We start from the raw sequence: 16,067 nt of genomic DNA, 5'->3' as shown, positions 1-16,067 counted from the left end.
GCCTCGTTCGGTGCTACCCTCCGCCGCCCATGGAAGCCGCCGTCGCGGTCCGCGCACTCACGAAGGTCTATCGGGTCCACGAACGCCCGGCAGGACTCGCGGCTGCGCTGCGCAGCGTTTTCCGCCGAACGTACAAGGAAGTCCGCGCGGTCGAAGACCTCTCCTTCACGATCGAACCCGGCGAACGTGTCGGCTTCCTTGGCCCGAATGGCGCCGGAAAAACGACCACTTTGAAGATCCTGTCGGGCCTCTTGCACCCGACGAGCGGCGAGGTGCGCGTCTCGGGCCACGTCCCGCGGCAACGCGAGGCCAGCTTTTTGCGGGCGATCACGCTCGTCATGGGCCAGAAGCAGCAGCTCCTCTGGGACTTGCCGCCGGCCGAGACGTTCGACCTGAACCGCGCCATTTACGGCGTCCCCGACCAGGCCTTCGCCGAGACCCTGCGCGAGCTCGAAACCCTGCTCGACATCGGCGCGCTCACGAAAAAGCCCACGCGCCAGCTCTCGCTCGGCGAGCGCATGAAATGCGAGCTCGCGGCGGCGCTCCTGCATCGCCCCGGCATCCTCTTCCTCGACGAGCCCACGATTGGCCTCGACGTCTCCATGCAGCTCGTCGTGCGTGAATTCATCCGCAAGTACAACGAGAAGCGCGGGGCCACCGTCCTGCTCACGTCCCATTACATGGACGACGTTGCCTCGCTTTGCCCGCGCGTCATCGTCATCGACCGGGGCAAACTCCGCTACGACGGCGACCTCGCCACCCTCGTGAAGACGATCCGCCCGGACAAACGAATCGTCCTCGTCTTCGCGACGCCGCCGGATCGCGCGGCGCTCGAGCGGGTCGGGACGATCGTCGAGCTCGAAGGCACGCGGGCCGTGTTGCGTGTCCCGCAATCGGAGGTGCGCGAGGCCGTGGGCCACCTCGTCGCGAGCGCGCCCACGAGTGACCTCACGATCGAGGATCCGCCGCTCGAAGAGGTCATGCGGGATCTCTTCGCGCGCCCCGCCGAGGAGCCGAGCGAGGCCACCCCATGAACGCGCTCCGGGCCTATCCGACGCTCCTCCGGGTGGGCTTCTCGGCGGCGCTCGCCTATCGCGCCGAGCTCGTGATCTGGATGCTGACGACCACGATGCCGCTCGTCAGCCTCTCGATCTGGACCGCCGTCGCGCGGGAAGCGCCCGTCGGTCGTTATGGTCCTGGCGAATTCGTGGGGTATTTCCTGGCCGCGCTCGTCGTCCGCCAGGTCACGGGCTCCTGGCTCGTCTGGGAGATGAACCAGGAGATCCGCCAGGGCACGCTCTCGCAGCGCCTCTTGAAGCCGATCCACCCGCTCTGGATCTACAGCGCGGAGAACCTCGCCGCCTTGCCACTCCGGGCCGCGTTATGCCTCCCGGTCGTCGTCGTGGCCGTGGTCTATGCCGACCTCACCCGAAGCGGCCCCCTGCTCGCGATCTTTTTCGCCTCCCTCCTCGGCGCGTGGCTCATCAATTTCTTCACGATGGCCATCATTGGCTCGCTCGCGTTTTTCCTGGAGAGCTCCACGAGCGTCTTCGAGCTCTGGCTCATCACGTTCATGTTGCTTTCGGGCTACGTCGTTCCGCTCGAGCTCTTCCCCGGCTGGGTGCGCGGGGTCGCGGAAGCATTACCGTTCCGCTACACGCTCGGATTTCCCGTCGAGGTCGTGATTGGCCTCATGGACACGAAGAGCGCGCTCCGCGGCCTCGCCGTGCAATATACGTATGCCGCGGCCGCGGCCGCCACCGCCATCCTCGTCTTCCGCGCGGGCGTGCGGCGGTTCGGGGCATTCGGCGGGTAGCGTTCAGGCGCCTTTCATCCATCCGACGGCCGCGCCCGTCGGATCTCGAACGATGGCGACGCGCCCGACGTTCGGCACGTCCATCGGGGGCCGCACCACGGTGGCGCCGCGGGCCACGGCCTTCGCGACACACGCGTCCACGTCGTCCACCCCGATGAGCGAGAACCAGTACGATTCCGTGGCCTCGGGAATGGCGCCTGCCTCCATCCCACCGAGCCCTGCCACGATCTGATCCCCCGACTTCGCGACCCAGTATTTGCCGTCCGGGATGGCGAACTCTTCGAACGTCCAGCCCAGCGTCTCGGCGTAAAACGCCTTCGCGGCTTCCACGTCCTTCGTCGTCAGCTCGTTCCAAACGAATGTGCCGTGCATGGTTTGTCCTTTCGCCCGCGCGCGTGGCGCATGCCAGCACGGCCCGGCCCCTCCTGGCAAGCCCCTCGTTACCCGAGAAACCCGCCCGCCGCCGCCCGCGAAAACCCTGCGTGCTGGCTCGCGCGCATCGCCGATTGCGAGAACATCCGGAACGCCCGCCGGATCTCCCCCACGTCGCTCCGCGGCGTCAGGATCCACCGGTCCTCGATTCCCATGGCCCGGAAGACGTCCCGGAACGGCGTATGCCCATCATCGATCCCCATCGCCGCCACGATGTGCTGCTCGCTCGCCAGCATGTCCCGCACGAGCGCCCGCACGTCGCTCGCCTTGGCTTTGCACGACCCCTCGTCGGCTCCGTCCGTCAGGATCAGCGTCACGCTCCGCACGGGCACGCCGCTTTGCGCGAACTCCTGCGCCTTCGCGATCACGGTCCCGAGTAGCACCACCGTCTGATCGTAGAGCGGCGTCCCCAGCGCGGGATCGTAGTTCTTCGGCGTCATCCGCTCGGCGAGTGCGACGGGCCGGTACGGATACAACACGAACCCGTTCAGGTACCGCGTATGCGCCAGGATCGAATCCTTCTGCTTCGACGACGCGAGCGCCTCGACCACCGTGTTGTGCCCTTCCCGCACGGCATCGGCGTTCCCGGAAAAACGGATCGACCCCGAATCATCTGGCATGATCGTCACGAACACGGCCTCGGACGCCTGCACGTCGTCCACGCCCACGCCGAGCCCGGCCTGGATCTGCGCTCCGATATCGATTGCCGCGAGCGCCGCGAGCGCCTCCGGCGACAACGTCCCTTCCTCCTCCGCCGCCTCGAACAACCGCCGGATCTCGTTCCCTTTCCCATTCCCGTTCGTCATGACGTCCTCCTCTCCTATTTCAAAAAGCTCCCGATCGCGTCCGTGCTCTTCACGAGCTTCATCCCGGCCGCCGCGAACTTCGCGAGCGCCTTGTCGGCCTCGGGCGTGAAATCCGCCGCGAACCCGCCCTTGCCGTCCGGCACCGTCACGGCCGACATGCAATCCGTGAGCAGGTAAATCTTCCTCGCCAGCGCCGCATCGACCGAGGCGATCTCGCCCAGGATGTCGTCGATCGAGCTCTTCACGCAATGGCTCGCCGCCTGCCCGGCGATGATCACCGCGTCCGCCGCGAGCAACGTCTTCAAAAACAGCGTGTTCTTCTGCCCGAGCGGCTGCCCGTCGAAGCGCGTGAGCACCTCCGGCGACAGCACCGAATAGTTCTCCGTCAGCGGATTGCCCCCCTTCACCTCCACCCACGACTGCGCCCCGCGCACGTACGAGTGGAACAGCCGCGCCTCGTGAATCGCCCCCACGAGCGCGTGCCCATCGCTCCCGAGCAGGCAGTGCGGCGGCCACAGATAAAGCGTGTACTTCCCAGCCTTCTCCAGCTCCTCGCAATAATGCCGCACCTGCTTCACGAGCCACGTGTAGTTCCCGCCGCAGAGCCATTTCGCCATGGCCGGGTTCGGCCGCACCTCGCCCGCGTCGATGTCGCGCGTCGTGATCACGCGGTGCGCCGAAAGCGGTTTGCCCTCGCGGTCCACCCAGAACGACGGGAAGAAGATCTGGTGCGAGAAATGCGTATCCATCGTCGTCGTGATCGCCGTGAGCACGTCGAGGTTCTTGTAGATGAACTCGGCGATCCGTCGGCTATCGTCGATCGCACCCCGCCCGCTCTTTCCGGCCACGAAGAGCGCGCCCTCGGGATGGCAAAAATCCTTCTGCACGTCGATGAGCAGGAGGTGCACGTTCGTCTTGTCCGCGCCGGCCGGCCGGATCTCGAGCGCCTTGCGCCAGTCCTCGGCGGCCACGAAAAGCAGCTCCTCCTTGGGACGATGGCCCCATTTCTCGGCGCTCCTGTGATCGTAAAATACCGGCAACGGAAGTTCCTTGTGGTTCATGATGTCCCTCTCGTTCCTTTCAACGAATCAACCCATGGCGAGCGTCGTGATCTCACGCGCCCCCACGACCCAGAGCCCCGCGGCTCCGGCGAGAATCCGCGCGCCTTCCTGCACGAACGGTTCGGTATCCAGAAACCGCCGCGCCTCGGCCGGACCACCCGGGCCGAGCTCGACCCGCACGAGCCCGCTGTCCGTGGCCGCGAGCAACGCGCCTCCGATCGCCTTTTTCCCTGCGATCGACCCGAGCCACGACCCGTCGCCCGCCTCGGCCTCGGCCACGCCGAGCAGCGCGCCATCCTCGGCCACCACGGCGCACCGGTTCATCGTTCGACCGGCACGCACGTACGTCACGAAAAACCAAACCCGGTCGTTGTCGATCGCGGCGTCCGCGGCCACGATCTGCCCGCTCGGCCAGGGCAGCTTCACCGTATCGCGAATCCCGCGTCGCTCCGTATCCCACGTGAACGCGACCGAAACCGCGCCTGCCCGGTAAAACCCGAAGCCGAGCCGCTCACCGACCCAGATCCGCGTCTGCCCGGCGAGCACCTCGCCCCAGGGCTCCGCCGCGCCTTCCGCGAGCCCTGCGAGAGGCGACCCGGAAGGCCGCGCGGCGCGCCGGAACAGGCGCCCTCCCTGGACGAACCATCGATATCGATCATTCACCACGAAAGCAGGTTCCTGCCCGAGAACATCCACCAGAATCGCCTGCTCCGCCTGCCCCGCCTCGAAGGCCACGACCCGCCCGCGCCGCCCGATGAACGTGGTTTTCCCCTGGATCCAGAACCTCAGCGCTCCGTCGAGTGGCCCCCGCGAAAGCACCGCCCCGTCCTCCCGCTTGTAAACCCCCTCCTCGTGCACCACGTACGCCGGCGCGTCGCCCACGAGCGAAGCCGCGACAATCGTGCCCGACGTGGCGGCTCTGCGGGACGCCTTCACGTGCCCCCGCACGACCACCACTTCGCGTGGAGCGCCGTGATCGCAGACCGGACAACGCACCCGCGCATGCTCGGCCCCGCACGACACGCACGCCGTGAAACGCAGATTCTCGAGGAGCGCGAGCGGAAACGGCGCCCGCGCGTCACGCTCGAAGATCGACGAGAACAAGTGCAAGAGGTCGTCCGGTAAAACCTGGTACGGAATCGCCGGCTTCGGATACCGCACCTCGGGATCGAACACCGTGATCCGCCGCAAGGGCCTCGCCGCCTCGGGCACACGTTTCGCCGGATCCCGTGGCCGATACACGCCTCCATAGGGCCCCACGCAGAGCAGCGTGCCCATCACCATCACGGCGAACGCATACCAGTCCGATTCCGCGGAGAACGGCCGTACGGGCCGCGGACGTGGCTCGCTCGCGTCGCAAAGCAGCGGATCGACGAACCGCTCGGTGTACACGGGGCACGGAAACCGGCCGAACTGAAAACTGTCGGCGTCCACGAGGTGCGCCTCGCCGTCCCGCACGAGCACGTTCAGATCGTTGAAATCGCCGATCACCGCGCCCGCGTGATGAAGGGCCGCCACGGTCGCCCGAAGATCCCGGAGGACCCGCGCCGCCGCCTCTCCCCCGAGCGCCCTGCGCCGCGCCGGCTCGCCGAGGCTCATGAGCGGCTCGGCGCCTGCAATCAAGCGCATCGTGTACCCGAGGATCGTGCGCCCCTTTCGATCCTTCGCGAGCGCGATCGGCGAGGCGACCCGCGCCGGCAATCCCGCCGGAAAATGCGGCATCTTCTCCTGCACGAGCGCGAGCCTGTCCTCCGCCGCACGCGCCTCGACCGAAATGCCGGCCACGTCCGGATGCTCCGGCCCCTTCCACAGCTTCAGCGCAAAGCCGCCGCCGAGGTCGAAGACGTCCGCCTCACCGCCCTTGCCGATCGAGGCCTGCGGGCTCACGCGAATGCGTTTGTCGTCGATGTACACATCCATGGCACACGTCTCCCGTCCTCGCCTCGCGGCGAGCCCGAACGGCCACTTCATCGGAAAACTTCTCCTACGCGGCTGCGCTGATCTTTTTGCGACGCACGACGAGCAGCGTCGTATCGTCTTCGAGCAGCCCTGGCTCCTTGTGGATCCGCCGCTCGTCCCAGATCGGCCGCGTCACCTCACGATTGACGAGCGAAAGCGACCGGCGCACCGCATCGACATTGCGGAAATACCGATCCTCCGACCAGAACGTCCGCAGCGGCGGCACACGCTCCCCGCGCGCCCCAGGGATCACTGCTCCTGCGAGCGCGTCGTAATCGGCCATGCCGTCCGTGCCGACGAGCACCGAGGTGATCGCCGATGCGGGCAGCACGCGGTGAATCGAGAACTGCGGCCCTGCCCCCGAAAGCCCATACCCAAGGTACGGCGGCGCATTGCCGGGAAACGGCCCGAGCCGCACGACCTCGTCCCCCACGACAAACATCCCGTCCCCGACGCCGAACACGACGGCCCGCTCGGCCGAGATCGCCACCCCGAGCACGGTGAACAGAAAAAACTCGGCCACTCCGCGTGCATGCCCAACGCCCATGTCCTGTGCGACCGAGGCAAGCGAAACGAGCAGCCGCTCCCGCACGCGCTCGAACGTCGCCTCCTCGACGATCGACGCGCCCGCCTCCATCTCGCGGAGCACCTGCGAAGCGACGACCCGCGCCCCCATCGCCGCGCCGATCTCGCTATGCGCGCCGCTCCCGCACCCGTCACAAACCACGCCGACGATCCCGCATTCGCCCGACCGAAACGCGAATGCATCCTGATTCGGCTTCCCGGCGAGGACGTGCGATCGCCCCGTCACGCTGCCGGCGGCCACCTCGAATCGCCCGTCCTCGCGCATGACATCCTCCTCGCCTCAAATCTCGAACAAGAAGCCCTCTTTTTCGAGCTTGCGATATGCCTTCTCGTCGAACGTGTAGAGCCGCGCCGCCCGATGCGCGACGTCCTGCTCGACCTCGTCGAGCTCGATCAAAAGCCCCGTCGCGGCCACCTTCTTGCGGAAGTTCCGCTTGTCGAGCTCATGACCGAGAACTTTTTCGTACACGCGCTGGAGCTGCGTGAGCGTGAATTTCTTCGGCAAAAGCTCGAACCCGATCGGCGCATATCGCACCTTGCCGCGCAGCCGCGTGATCGCCTTGTCGACGATCGCCTCGTGATCGAACGCGAGCCGCGGCAGGTCGTCGATGGTAAACCACGCAGCCTCGCGCGCATCCGTGGCCGCGCGAACCGCATGCTCGGAGAGCTTCACGAGCGCGTAATAGGTGACGGAAACGACGCGCTCGCGTGGATCCCGGTCGACGGCCCCGAACGTATAAAGCTGTTCGAGATACACCTTTTCGATGCCGGCCTCCTCGCGGAGCTCACGCCGCGCGGCCTCGTCGAGCGTCTCCTCGAGGCGCACGAACCCGCCGGGCAACGCCCAGCGCCCGGCGAACGGCTCGACGCCGCGCCGGATGAGCAGGACCTTGAGATCCTCCTCGTCGAGGCCAAAAACGACGCAATCCACCGCGAGCGCCGGGCGCGGATGCTTGTAGGTCACGCTCATGATCGGGTCCGTGTAGGATGTACACGAACCTTAGTGTCGAACCGACACCACGTCAAGAGCGCGTGGGATCACGCCTGGAAGATCGGCCGAACGTGGAGGATCCGTCAGGCGCCGCCCCGCTCCACCCGTCCATCCGCATGCCGCGCGAACCGCCCCTCGTGCCCATGCACCGGATCGTCGCTCGACCACGGCCACCCGCCGAACCGCGTCCGCTGGTAATCCATCATCGCGCGCTGGATCTGCTCGCGGCTGTTCATCACGAACGGACCGTACTGCACCACCGGCTGCCCGATAGGACGCCCCTGCAAAAGCAGGATCTCCGTCTCGGCGTCACCGGCCTCGAGCCGCACGTCCACGTCACTCCGGACCCGCGCCGCCGCATGCCCCGAAAGCGCATGCTCCCCGATGCGCAACGACGCGCCCTTGAAGAAATACAATGTCCGCACCGATTGCGGGTGTGCCGCCTTCGGCAGCGTCCACGTGGCGCCTGGGGCCATTCGAATGCTCCAGATCGCCACGTCCGTATCCGGCCGCGACGCCCACGAGCGCGGCGGCGGCGACGGCGCGCGTTTCCCGTCGAGCGACCCCGCGACGACCGTCACCTCCGTCGATCGCCCTGCCTCGTCGAGGAACACGCACCGCGGGATCGTATCACTCCACAGCATCGAGAAATGCGGCGGCACGAGCTTGTCCTCCGCCGGCAGATTCAGCCAGATCTGAAACATCTCCACCGGGTTCGGGTTCGTCCGGTCGAGCAGCGGGAACATCTCGGAATGGCTGATCCCCTCGCCCGCCGTGAGCCATTGCACGTCGCCCGCGCCGAAACGCGCCGCGGCGCCGAGTGAATCCGCGTGGTCGATGAGCCCGCGCCGCACGATCGTCACCGTCTCGAAGCCCCGGTGCGGGTGCTGCGGGAAGCCGGGCACGACCTGGCCGTGGTACATGCGCCAGCCATCCTTGCCGGCAAAGTCCTGGCCGATGTTGCGCCCCGCGAGCGACGCCGCCGGCCCCATGTGCTCGTTGCCCGCGGGGTACGCGTCGTCGTGGTGCACGCAGAAGAGGAATGGATCGGCCGTCTCCCAGGGAAAACCAAGGGGCCGCGTTTCGAGCACGATATCGCTTCTGGAGCTCATCCTAATACCCGATTCCCACGGCGGCCTGGACGTACTTCATCGCCATCATCTCGGCCACCATGAACTCGGCCAGGTCCGCGCGACTCACCTCGTACGACTTGCCGGCGGGCCCGTCCTTCACGATCTTGTAATCACCCCTTTTCGGTCCGTCGAGGAGGCGCGGCGGGCGCACGATGGTCCAGTCCGAGTCACTCGCGTGCAGCCGCTCCTCTGCCCTTCGTTGATCGGCATACACGTGCCGCGCCATCCATCGGCCCACGGTCCGGTACCAGAGCGGCTCGTTCGGGTCCTCGATCGTCCCGGCCGACGTCACGCACACGAACCTGCGCACGCGGGCCTCGGCCATCGCCCACAGGATGGCCGCGAACCCGTCCGAATAGAGGTTCGTCTCGCCGAAGTCCCTTCCTGTCCCGAGCGCCGAGATCACCGCGTCCACGCCGCGCATCGCGGGCCCCACCTGGCCCCACTCGAGCACGTCTCCTTGCACGAGCTCGAGCCGCGGCGACCAGGCGCCGACGGCCGCGGGCCTGCGCGCGAACGCCCGCACCTCGTACCCCGCGTCGAGCGCCTGCGCGACGACCTCGCGACCCGTGGGCCCCGAAGCCCCGAAGACCAAGACCTTCATGTGGCGATCATCGTACGTCACGCGCGACGTCGCAACGCGGATCGCTTACAATCGCCGCATGCGCAGGCTGCCTCCGCCGCCCCCGAGCTCCGAGATCACGCCCGAAGCGCGGTACCTGCGCCGCCGCGAGATCCTGAAGAGCGCGGGCCTGTTCGTGGGGACGGCCGCTGCGATGGGCGCGGGCCTCGTCGCGCTCACGGGCCGCGGCCGCCGCGCGACCATCACGGCCGAGCCCTTGCCCGCGGACCTCGTCGTGCCGCCGCCCACGCCCGCCGCGCCGTCGAGCTCGGCCGCCGCGCGGAATCCCTTCACGACGGACGAGCCTCGCACGCCGTACGAGGACGTGACGACGTACAACAATTATTACGAGCTCGGCCTCGACAAGGAAGATCCGGCGCGCAACGCGAAAACCCTGAAGCCACGGCCCTGGACCGTCGTCTTCGAGGGCGAGATCAAAAAGCCGCAGCGCGTCGACCTCGACACGCTCTTGAAATGGTTTCCCCTGGAGGAGCGCGTCTACCGCATGCGCTGCGTGGAGACGTGGTCGATGGTGATCCCGTGGCTCGGCTTTCCCCTGGGAAAACTCCTCGAACGGCTCGAACCGACGTCGCGGGCGAAATACGTGGCATTCAATACGCTGATGGATCCGGAGCAGCTCCCGTTCCAGCTCACGGACGTGCTCGAATGGCCCTACCGCGAGGGATTACGCCTCGACGAGGCCATGCACCCGCTCACGATCCTCGCGGCCGGGCTCTACGGAAAATCGCTCCCCGGGCAAAACGGCGCCCCGCTGCGGCTCGTCGTGCCGTGGAAGTATGGGTTCAAAGGGATCAAGTCGATCGTGCGGATCGCGCTCGTCGAGAAGGAGCCGCAGACGTCGTGGAACATGGCGGCCCCGCGTGAATACGGGTTTTACGCGAACGTGAACCCAGTCGTCGCGCACCCACGCTGGAGCCAGGCGATGGAGCGGCGCATCGGGGACGTCGAAAAACGCCCGACGCTCCCGTTCAACGGCTACGCCGACGAGGTCGCGCACCTCTACGCGGGCATGGACCTCCGGATGCATTACTGATGGCGACGAGCACAATCACCACCCCGGACAAACCCGCGGCGCCTCGCGCGGGCGCGGGCAAGCTCGGCTGGCTCGTCCCCGCGATCGTCACGGGAGGCCTCGTTCCGGCCGTCGTGCTCGCGGCGCGCGCGGCGAAAGGCGACCTCGGGGCGAACCCGATCGCCGAGGCGATGAACCAGCTCGGGCTGCTCGCGCTGGTCCTCCTCGTCCTCTCGCTCGCCGCGACGCCGCTCCAGATCGTGACGGGCTGGAAATGGCCGATCCGCATCCGCAAATCGCTCGGCCTGCTCGGCTTCTTTTACGTCTGCGCGCATTTCCTGGTGTACGCGCTCGTGGACAAATCGCTCGCCCTGCGCGCGATCGCCGAAGACATCACGAAACGACCGTTCATCCTCGTCGGGTTCGCCGGCTTCGTCCTGCTCCTTCCGCTGGCCGCGACGTCGACGGCCAAAGCCCTCAAGCGGATGGGGTTTGCCCGCTGGAAACGATTGCACCGGCTCGCGTACGTGGTCGCGATCCTCGGCGTCATCCATTTCGTGATGCGGGTGAAGAAGGACGTCACCGAGCCGGCCATCTACGGGGCCGTGCTCGCGGGGCTCTTCCTGATCCGGATCATGGATTGGGTGCGGGAACGCGGAAACAAGCGTCGCTAGGCTGAGAAACGCCGCGAGCGCCCTCGAGCCCGTGAACACGGACGCCGACGCGTGACACGACCTGACCGATGCGCAGTGGAAGCAGGCGGCCTCCATCGTCTCGACGTCTCGACGTCGTGATGGTCGAGGGTGGTGGGGTCTTCATGGCGCACCACTTCCGCCCGCGCCGCCGGCCCCGCTGCTTTGCTGCCCGCCACTGGCCCCGCCGCTTCCGCCCGCGCCGCCGGCCCCGCCGCTTCCGCCCGCGCCACCGGCTCCGCCGCTTCCGCCCGCGCCGCCGGCCCCGCCGCTTCCGCCCGCGCCGCCGGCTCCGCCGCTTCCGCCCGCGCCGCCGGCCCCGCCGCTTCCGCCCGCGCCGCCGGCCCCACCGCTTCCGCCCGCGCCGCCGGCTCCGCCGCTTCCGCCCGCGCCGCCCGCGCCGCCGGCCCCCGCGTCGAGCGAACAGACGGGGACGCCGGGGAGGCACTCGACGCTCGACGTCGCGAAATACACCCCGATCGGCTTGTACACGATGCCGGAGCCGTAGGTAATTCCGTGGCGTCCGCATACCATGTTCCACACAATCGGCTGATAGAGGGGATACGCCTCCAGCCGGGCATACCCGAAAGCCGGGACGAGGATGGTAGAGTTCGCCTCGAGCGTGAACTCCTGGCTCACGTTGAACCCGACCGCCTTGGAGATCTCCGAGTCCGCTGGCGTCTTGGTGGTCGTCACCGATACCTCCGCCGAGACGCTCGACGCGAAGGACAGGGAGAGGGTTCGGGGCCCCACTCCTTCCGACGCGCTGATCAGGTGCGCGGGATCCTCCCAATGAACCGTATCCGGAAGGAAGGTGACGTCCTCGATGAGGATCCGACCGCGGCAAACCTCGCCTTTGGCCTCGGCGACCTCTCCATCGCCTTCGGCCTCATCCAGGTCCGCCGATGGGCCGCCCACACATCCGAAAGCGTGGAACGCCATCACCATTGGAATCGAATTTCGCATTATGTTGAATGCCGGCATCGTATGCGCTCCGTAGAACGCGAGGACAAGCGTTCCACATGCGACACCTAAGGCCCGTCACCCCGTGACGGGAGACCTGGCGTGATGCTCGAAATTGCACTACGCAGCGAGCGCGAAGGCGCGTCTCACGCGTGCGCGGCGCACTCGTTTCGCCGCTTCCATGGGCTTCCTTCCGTAGGAGACGGCGCGGAGACGAGCGCTCGTGAAGGAGGAGTCATGAAATCGTCGGCGGCATCGATGATAGTCCTGGGCGCGATGATGGCGTTCGGCGAGGTGACCCCAGACGGCGGCGATGACGGGTGGAAGATCGTCATGGCGGCCGATTTCAATTTCGACGGGATGGCAGACGTGCTTTGGAACGACACGCACGACAACCTCTTCTCCGTCTGGTTGATGGAGGGCACGGTGCCGCGAGCGCCCGGGCCGGTCATCGCCGGACCGCCGGGTGATGGATGGTCGGTGAAGGCCGCGGGGGATTTCAATCAAGACGGCATGGCGGACGTGCTCTGGATCAATACGAATAGAAATCGATTCGCCATATGGCTCATGAACGGAGCATCCGTGCTCGCACCCGGTCCCGAAATTCTGGGGCCCGCCGGGGACGACTGGACACTCGCGAGCGTGTCCGACTTCAACTTCGACGGCCGGGCCGACGTGGTCTTCCACCAAGCGAAGACGAACCTGTTTTCCGTGTGGCTCATGAACGGCGCGACCGTGCTCGCGCGGGGACCGGCGCTGCACGGGCCGATCGGAGACGAATGGAGCGTGTCCATGACGGCGGATTTCAATGGCGACCGCCTGGATGACATCGTCTGGATCGATGTGACGAACCAGCGGATGGCGATTTGGCTGATGAACGGCACGACGCTCCTCGCACGGGGGCCTTCGGTATCGGGGCTCCTCGGCAGCGGTTGGAGCTTGGTCAGGAGCGCGGGCGACGTCAATTTCGATGGGATGGCCGATCTTCTCTGGACCAAGGACCAGCCAAGCCTGTTCACGGTTTGGCGGATGGGCGGGACGTCGCTTCTCGGACAGGGACCGCTCGTCGCGGGGCCGGAAGACGATGGTTGGAGCATCGCGACCATCGGGGACTTGAATGGCGACGGAACGGTGGATTTGGTATGGCAGGCCCAAAACCCGCCTCGCATGGCCGCGTGGGTGATGCGCGGGACGAGCGTCGCCATGGCTGGACCCGTGATCCAGGGGCCGAATGCGCCGTGACGGCCTGGCATTGAAATGACCGAGCACGACTTGCAGGCGCCTACCACACCTCCTTCCAGATGGGCTCGACATCGCCCGGAGGAAGCTCCGTACCCGAGACGGGGCCTGCGCCGACCAGCGTGTCATTCACGTCGATGTTGTCCAGCACGACGAGGCCGAAGTTGTCAGGACCGGTGTCTTGCCCCTCGTCGAAGACAATCGAGAGTGTCTCGACTTTTATCGCGGGGATCATCCACCTGAGCCTGAGCCAGCCATCGCCAGAAGCCTCGACGACCGGGGGCGGCGAGCTGCAGCCGATGGACGTGGCCGCGCCGCCCCCGAAAGGGGTGATGTCGAACCGCGGCGCCCCATTGCTACAGTGGGATCCGGCCGGCTCGCCCAGCGAATCCGGCTTCCAGATGTCGTAGCCGACCTCCGTCACGATCTCCCCTCTCGCGCCCTTGATCTCCACGCTCGCGGCCGCGAAATTGGCGGTCGGTCCCGTCTTGACGAGCAGCAGCCCCTCATTGCGACGATCTCTCGGGTCTCCCGTCTCGCAAGCCGGATCGGAGAACGACCCCGTCGTGATGCTGCCGTCGTGCGAGATACTTGCGTTCGTGGGGCAACCAATACCGGCGAGCCATTCCGCCTGGACGAGGAACGTGTTCGCGGGATCGAACTCGAACGGATACGCCTGGAGCCTATCGATCCATGCATATGCTGCGCCCGTGCCAAGAACGAGAATCGCCACCGACGCAAGGTGAGCGCGAAGCTTCATGGAACCCCCTTGTAGGACCGCGCCGGACGGTCCCCCGACGTCATCGCGGCCCGCAACACGTAATACACATCACAAGCAGATTGTCAAAGAAAGGAGCACGGCGAGCAAACCGCTTTTGAGCGATGCGACCACGGCATCACGCGGCCCCCTCCACTGCTCTTGCCTCCTTCAGGCCCCGTCGGGAGCCGGCGCACGTGCCGGAAGGGAACACGTGTGCGCGGCGAGGAGCAGGGTCCGTCTCGCACGGGCCAGCCTTGCGATCGAATACAAGCGTATTCCGAGGACGACGACCAACGATGCAGTGCGCACAGCAAGTTTATCGGCAGCCTGCTAGGCCGGTCCTCCCGCCAATCGGCCGACACCGAACCGCGCTGCCACGGCGAGCAGGGTGCCCACGTTCTGCACGTCCTCGGTCGGGAGCAAGATCCGCTTGCCCGAGGTGAGCCGCACTTCGAGCCAGCGAAACGAGAGCTGCATGGCGTCGACGTCGTACTCCCGCGCGTTGCGATTCCCGTAATGAATGCCGGACGCGTCGACCCTGAGCGGGCCAAACCAGAGCCGTTCTCCCTCGTCGAGCGCGGCGAGCGTATCGGCGAGCACCCGCACGGCCGTCTCGTTTTGCACCCGCGTGGCCAGGTCCCGCGCGTTCTCGATCTCCGCCGGGAGCCGGATCACGACGCCGTCGCGCGAGCCGAGGCGCACGATGAACTCGGGCGAACGTACGGGCTCGTAGAATCGCGCCCAGACCCCGGTCACGTCCTCCCAGAGGAACGTGCGTCTCCCCGTATGCGTGGTGACCACGAGCCCCTCCTCGTGCACCGTCACACGCGCGCGCGTGTCGCGCAGGAAGATACGCAGCGAAACGGCCGCGACGGTGCCGAACATGCCCACGGTGAGGAACGCGACGACCCAGAGGCCGGGATCGGAGCCGCCCGCGAGCGACGAGAGCAACGAAGCGAGCGCGGCGAGGCCCGTGGACGCGCCGACGAACAACGAGGATGCGCGACGCAGCTTGCTCGGGCGATACGTCGCGAGGGGCGGGCCGAACCTGAGCGGAGCCGCGCGGTAAGGGCTGATCGCGCGGGCACGCGTGTCGTTCGGGGTTTCGAGGCGCGGGGGCACGGGCGGGCGCGAGTATAACCACGTTCTCTCCGCGGCGTGCTACCCTCCGCGCGAACGCGAGATGCGGTATCTCTCCCTGCTCGGCCTCCAGCTCCGCAAGTCCGTGACCCTCGCGATGCAGTATCGCTGGGATTTCGTGGTCAGCGGGGCCCTCGCCCTGCTCTGGACGGCCGCGGGCCTGGTGCCGTTCCACGTGGCGTTCCACGACCGGCCGCCCGTCGGGGGCTGGACGTACGAGAACGCGCTCGTCGTCGTGGGCTTTTTCACGCTGCTCCGGGGCGTGCTCGACGGCGCGGTGAACCCCTCGCTCCTCTCGGTCGTGCAGCAGATCCGCGAGGGCACGCTCGATTTCGTGCTGCTCAAGCCCGCCGACGCGCAGTTCCTCGTCTCGACCACGAAGTTCGAAGTCTTCCGCATGTTCGACGCGATCGCCGGGCTCTCGCTCGTCACCTTCGCTTTCGTGCGCCTCGGCCGCGCCCCGACCCCGGGCGGCGTCCTCACGGCCCTCGCGATGCTCGCCGCGGCCACGGTGGTCCTTTATTCGATCTGGATCCTCGTCATCGCCGCGGCCTTCTGGGTGGTTCGTGTCGACAACCTCGCTTATCTCTTCGACTCGCTCTTCGATTTCGCTCGCTGGCCCGTGTCCGTGTTCCAGGGGGTGTGGAAGATCGTCTTCACGTTCATCATCCCGCTCGGCGTGATGACGACCTATCCGGCCGAAGCGCTGCTTGGCTCGCTCGCCACGCAGACCGCCGTGGCCTCGATCTGCGGCGCGGCGATGCTCGCCGTGATCGCGCGGTTCGTCTGGACACGCGCGATCGGCCATTATACCTCCGCTTCGAGCTGACCCCCC

At 67.1% G+C, this 16,067-nt stretch carries 17 protein-coding genes; 6 read left to right on the top strand and 11 right to left on the bottom strand.

The genetic code is table 11. The annotated features are described in order from the left end of the window. Positions 1-29 precede the first annotated feature (29 nt). Both KEG38_RS14250 and KEG38_RS14245 read left to right on the top strand, forming a co-directional pair. Positions 30-1,034 carry an ABC transporter ATP-binding protein gene (locus tag KEG38_RS14250; RefSeq protein ID WP_272419976.1) on the top strand — a complete coding sequence of 335 codons (1,005 nt, stop codon included), beginning with the start codon at positions 30-32 and terminating at the stop codon, positions 1,032-1,034. Beyond that, a complete protein-coding gene (locus KEG38_RS14245; protein ID WP_272419975.1) occupies positions 1,031-1,816 on the top strand; it encodes an ABC transporter permease in 786 nt (261 codons plus the stop codon). The genes KEG38_RS14250 and KEG38_RS14245 overlap by 4 nt, the downstream gene beginning before the upstream one ends. A gap of 3 nt (positions 1,817-1,819) precedes the next feature. Here KEG38_RS14245 and KEG38_RS14240 read toward each other — a convergent pair whose 3' ends face one another. From KEG38_RS14240 to KEG38_RS14205, 8 genes are all read right to left on the bottom strand, one after another. Continuing rightward, the gene (locus KEG38_RS14240) at positions 1,820-2,188 is read right to left on the bottom strand and encodes a VOC family protein (protein ID WP_272419974.1); all 369 of its coding nucleotides are present in this window, start codon (positions 2,186-2,188) and stop codon (positions 1,820-1,822) included. A gap of 68 nt (positions 2,189-2,256) precedes the next feature. Next, positions 2,257-3,054: a hypothetical protein gene (locus KEG38_RS14235; RefSeq protein ID WP_272419973.1), complete on the bottom strand. Its 798-nt coding sequence runs from the start codon at positions 3,052-3,054 to the stop codon at positions 2,257-2,259. Positions 3,055-3,068: 14 nt separating this feature from the next. Next, positions 3,069-4,115, bottom strand: a complete 1,047-nt coding sequence (locus KEG38_RS14230) for a cysteine hydrolase family protein (RefSeq protein ID WP_272419972.1) — start codon at positions 4,113-4,115, stop codon at positions 3,069-3,071. Positions 4,116-4,142: 27 nt separating this feature from the next. Beyond that, positions 4,143-6,086, bottom strand: coding sequence for a hypothetical protein (locus tag KEG38_RS14225; RefSeq protein ID WP_272419971.1), 1,944 nt, complete (start codon positions 6,084-6,086; stop codon positions 4,143-4,145). A 13-nt stretch (positions 6,087-6,099) separates the two neighbouring features. Further along, a complete protein-coding gene (locus KEG38_RS14220) occupies positions 6,100-6,924 on the bottom strand; it encodes a protein phosphatase 2C domain-containing protein (protein WP_272419970.1) in 825 nt (274 codons plus the stop codon). 15 nt (positions 6,925-6,939) lie between these two features. Then, a complete protein-coding gene (locus tag KEG38_RS14215; protein ID WP_272419969.1) occupies positions 6,940-7,629 on the bottom strand; it encodes an NUDIX hydrolase in 690 nt (229 codons plus the stop codon). Between the two features lie 104 nt (positions 7,630-7,733). Continuing rightward, positions 7,734-8,762, bottom strand: a complete 1,029-nt coding sequence (locus tag KEG38_RS14210; protein ID WP_272419968.1) for a pirin family protein — start codon at positions 8,760-8,762, stop codon at positions 7,734-7,736. A gap of 1 nt (position 8,763) precedes the next feature. Further along, entirely contained in the window at positions 8,764-9,387 is a 624-nt protein-coding gene (locus KEG38_RS14205) for an NAD(P)-dependent oxidoreductase (RefSeq protein WP_272419967.1), read from the bottom strand. A gap of 58 nt (positions 9,388-9,445) precedes the next feature. Here KEG38_RS14205 and msrP point away from each other — a divergent pair, with 58 nt between their 5' ends. Continuing rightward, the gene (gene msrP, locus KEG38_RS14200; RefSeq protein WP_272419966.1) at positions 9,446-10,459 is read left to right on the top strand and encodes a protein-methionine-sulfoxide reductase catalytic subunit MsrP; all 1,014 of its coding nucleotides are present in this window, start codon (positions 9,446-9,448) and stop codon (positions 10,457-10,459) included. Beyond that, entirely contained in the window at positions 10,459-11,112 is a 654-nt protein-coding gene (gene msrQ, locus KEG38_RS14195; RefSeq protein WP_272419965.1) for a protein-methionine-sulfoxide reductase heme-binding subunit MsrQ, read from the top strand. The genes msrP and msrQ overlap by 1 nt, the downstream gene beginning before the upstream one ends. Before the next feature lie 141 nt (positions 11,113-11,253). Here msrQ and KEG38_RS14190 read toward each other — a convergent pair whose 3' ends face one another. Continuing rightward, positions 11,254-12,072 (bottom strand): hypothetical protein, encoded by an 819-nt coding sequence (locus KEG38_RS14190; protein WP_272419964.1) that lies wholly within the window; start codon positions 12,070-12,072, stop codon positions 11,254-11,256. A gap of 258 nt (positions 12,073-12,330) precedes the next feature. Between KEG38_RS14190 and KEG38_RS14185 the strand changes: the two genes are divergently transcribed. Then, the gene (locus tag KEG38_RS14185) at positions 12,331-13,335 is read left to right on the top strand and encodes an FG-GAP repeat domain-containing protein (protein ID WP_272419963.1); all 1,005 of its coding nucleotides are present in this window, start codon (positions 12,331-12,333) and stop codon (positions 13,333-13,335) included. Between the two features lie 40 nt (positions 13,336-13,375). Here KEG38_RS14185 and KEG38_RS14180 read toward each other — a convergent pair whose 3' ends face one another. Beyond that, complete coding sequence (locus tag KEG38_RS14180; protein ID WP_272419962.1) at positions 13,376-14,092, bottom strand: hypothetical protein; 717 nt, start codon at positions 14,090-14,092, stop codon at positions 13,376-13,378. A 330-nt stretch (positions 14,093-14,422) separates the two neighbouring features. Further along, positions 14,423-15,214 carry a DUF6585 family protein gene (locus KEG38_RS14175; protein ID WP_272419961.1) on the bottom strand — a complete coding sequence of 264 codons (792 nt, stop codon included), beginning with the start codon at positions 15,212-15,214 and terminating at the stop codon, positions 14,423-14,425. Positions 15,215-15,275: 61 nt separating this feature from the next. On the opposite strand from KEG38_RS14175, the gene KEG38_RS14170 reads away from it, so the two are divergent. Next, on the top strand, positions 15,276-16,061 hold the full coding sequence (locus tag KEG38_RS14170; RefSeq protein WP_272419960.1) for an ABC transporter permease: 786 nt from the start codon (positions 15,276-15,278) through the stop codon (positions 16,059-16,061). Positions 16,062-16,067 lie beyond the last annotated feature (6 nt).

The sequence above is a fragment of the Polyangium jinanense genome (assembly GCF_028435265.1).
Taxonomy (GTDB): Bacteria; Myxococcota_A; Polyangia; order Polyangiales; family Polyangiaceae; genus Polyangium; species Polyangium jinanense.
This window is presented reverse-complemented; position numbering and strand designations above follow the sequence as displayed.

What these genes read in the sequence shown, in the direction of transcription:
- KEG38_RS14250 (WP_272419976.1), top strand. Translation starts at nt 30, where the DNA reads ATGGAAGCCGCCGTCGCGGTCCGCGCACTCACGAAGGTCTATCGGGTC.
- KEG38_RS14245 (WP_272419975.1), top strand. Translation starts at nt 1,031, where the DNA reads ATGAACGCGCTCCGGGCCTATCCGACGCTCCTCCGGGTGGGCTTCTCG.
- KEG38_RS14240 (WP_272419974.1), bottom strand. Translation starts at nt 2,188, where the DNA reads ATGCACGGCACATTCGTTTGGAACGAGCTGACGACGAAGGACGTGGAA.
- KEG38_RS14235 (WP_272419973.1), bottom strand. Translation starts at nt 3,054, where the DNA reads ATGACGAACGGGAATGGGAAAGGGAACGAGATCCGGCGGTTGTTCGAG.
- KEG38_RS14230 (WP_272419972.1), bottom strand. Translation starts at nt 4,115, where the DNA reads ATGAACCACAAGGAACTTCCGTTGCCGGTATTTTACGATCACAGGAGC.
- KEG38_RS14225 (WP_272419971.1), bottom strand. Translation starts at nt 6,086, where the DNA reads ATGAAGTGGCCGTTCGGGCTCGCCGCGAGGCGAGGACGGGAGACGTGT.
- KEG38_RS14220 (WP_272419970.1), bottom strand. Translation starts at nt 6,924, where the DNA reads ATGCGCGAGGACGGGCGATTCGAGGTGGCCGCCGGCAGCGTGACGGGG.
- KEG38_RS14215 (WP_272419969.1), bottom strand. Translation starts at nt 7,629, where the DNA reads ATGAGCGTGACCTACAAGCATCCGCGCCCGGCGCTCGCGGTGGATTGC.
- KEG38_RS14210 (WP_272419968.1), bottom strand. Translation starts at nt 8,762, where the DNA reads ATGAGCTCCAGAAGCGATATCGTGCTCGAAACGCGGCCCCTTGGTTTT.
- KEG38_RS14205 (WP_272419967.1), bottom strand. Translation starts at nt 9,387, where the DNA reads ATGAAGGTCTTGGTCTTCGGGGCTTCGGGGCCCACGGGTCGCGAGGTC.
- msrP (WP_272419966.1), top strand. Translation starts at nt 9,446, where the DNA reads ATGCGCAGGCTGCCTCCGCCGCCCCCGAGCTCCGAGATCACGCCCGAA.
- msrQ (WP_272419965.1), top strand. Translation starts at nt 10,459, where the DNA reads ATGGCGACGAGCACAATCACCACCCCGGACAAACCCGCGGCGCCTCGC.
- KEG38_RS14190 (WP_272419964.1), bottom strand. Translation starts at nt 12,072, where the DNA reads ATGGCGTTCCACGCTTTCGGATGTGTGGGCGGCCCATCGGCGGACCTG.
- KEG38_RS14185 (WP_272419963.1), top strand. Translation starts at nt 12,331, where the DNA reads ATGAAATCGTCGGCGGCATCGATGATAGTCCTGGGCGCGATGATGGCG.
- KEG38_RS14180 (WP_272419962.1), bottom strand. Translation starts at nt 14,092, where the DNA reads ATGAAGCTTCGCGCTCACCTTGCGTCGGTGGCGATTCTCGTTCTTGGC.
- KEG38_RS14170 (WP_272419960.1), top strand. Translation starts at nt 15,276, where the DNA reads ATGCGGTATCTCTCCCTGCTCGGCCTCCAGCTCCGCAAGTCCGTGACC.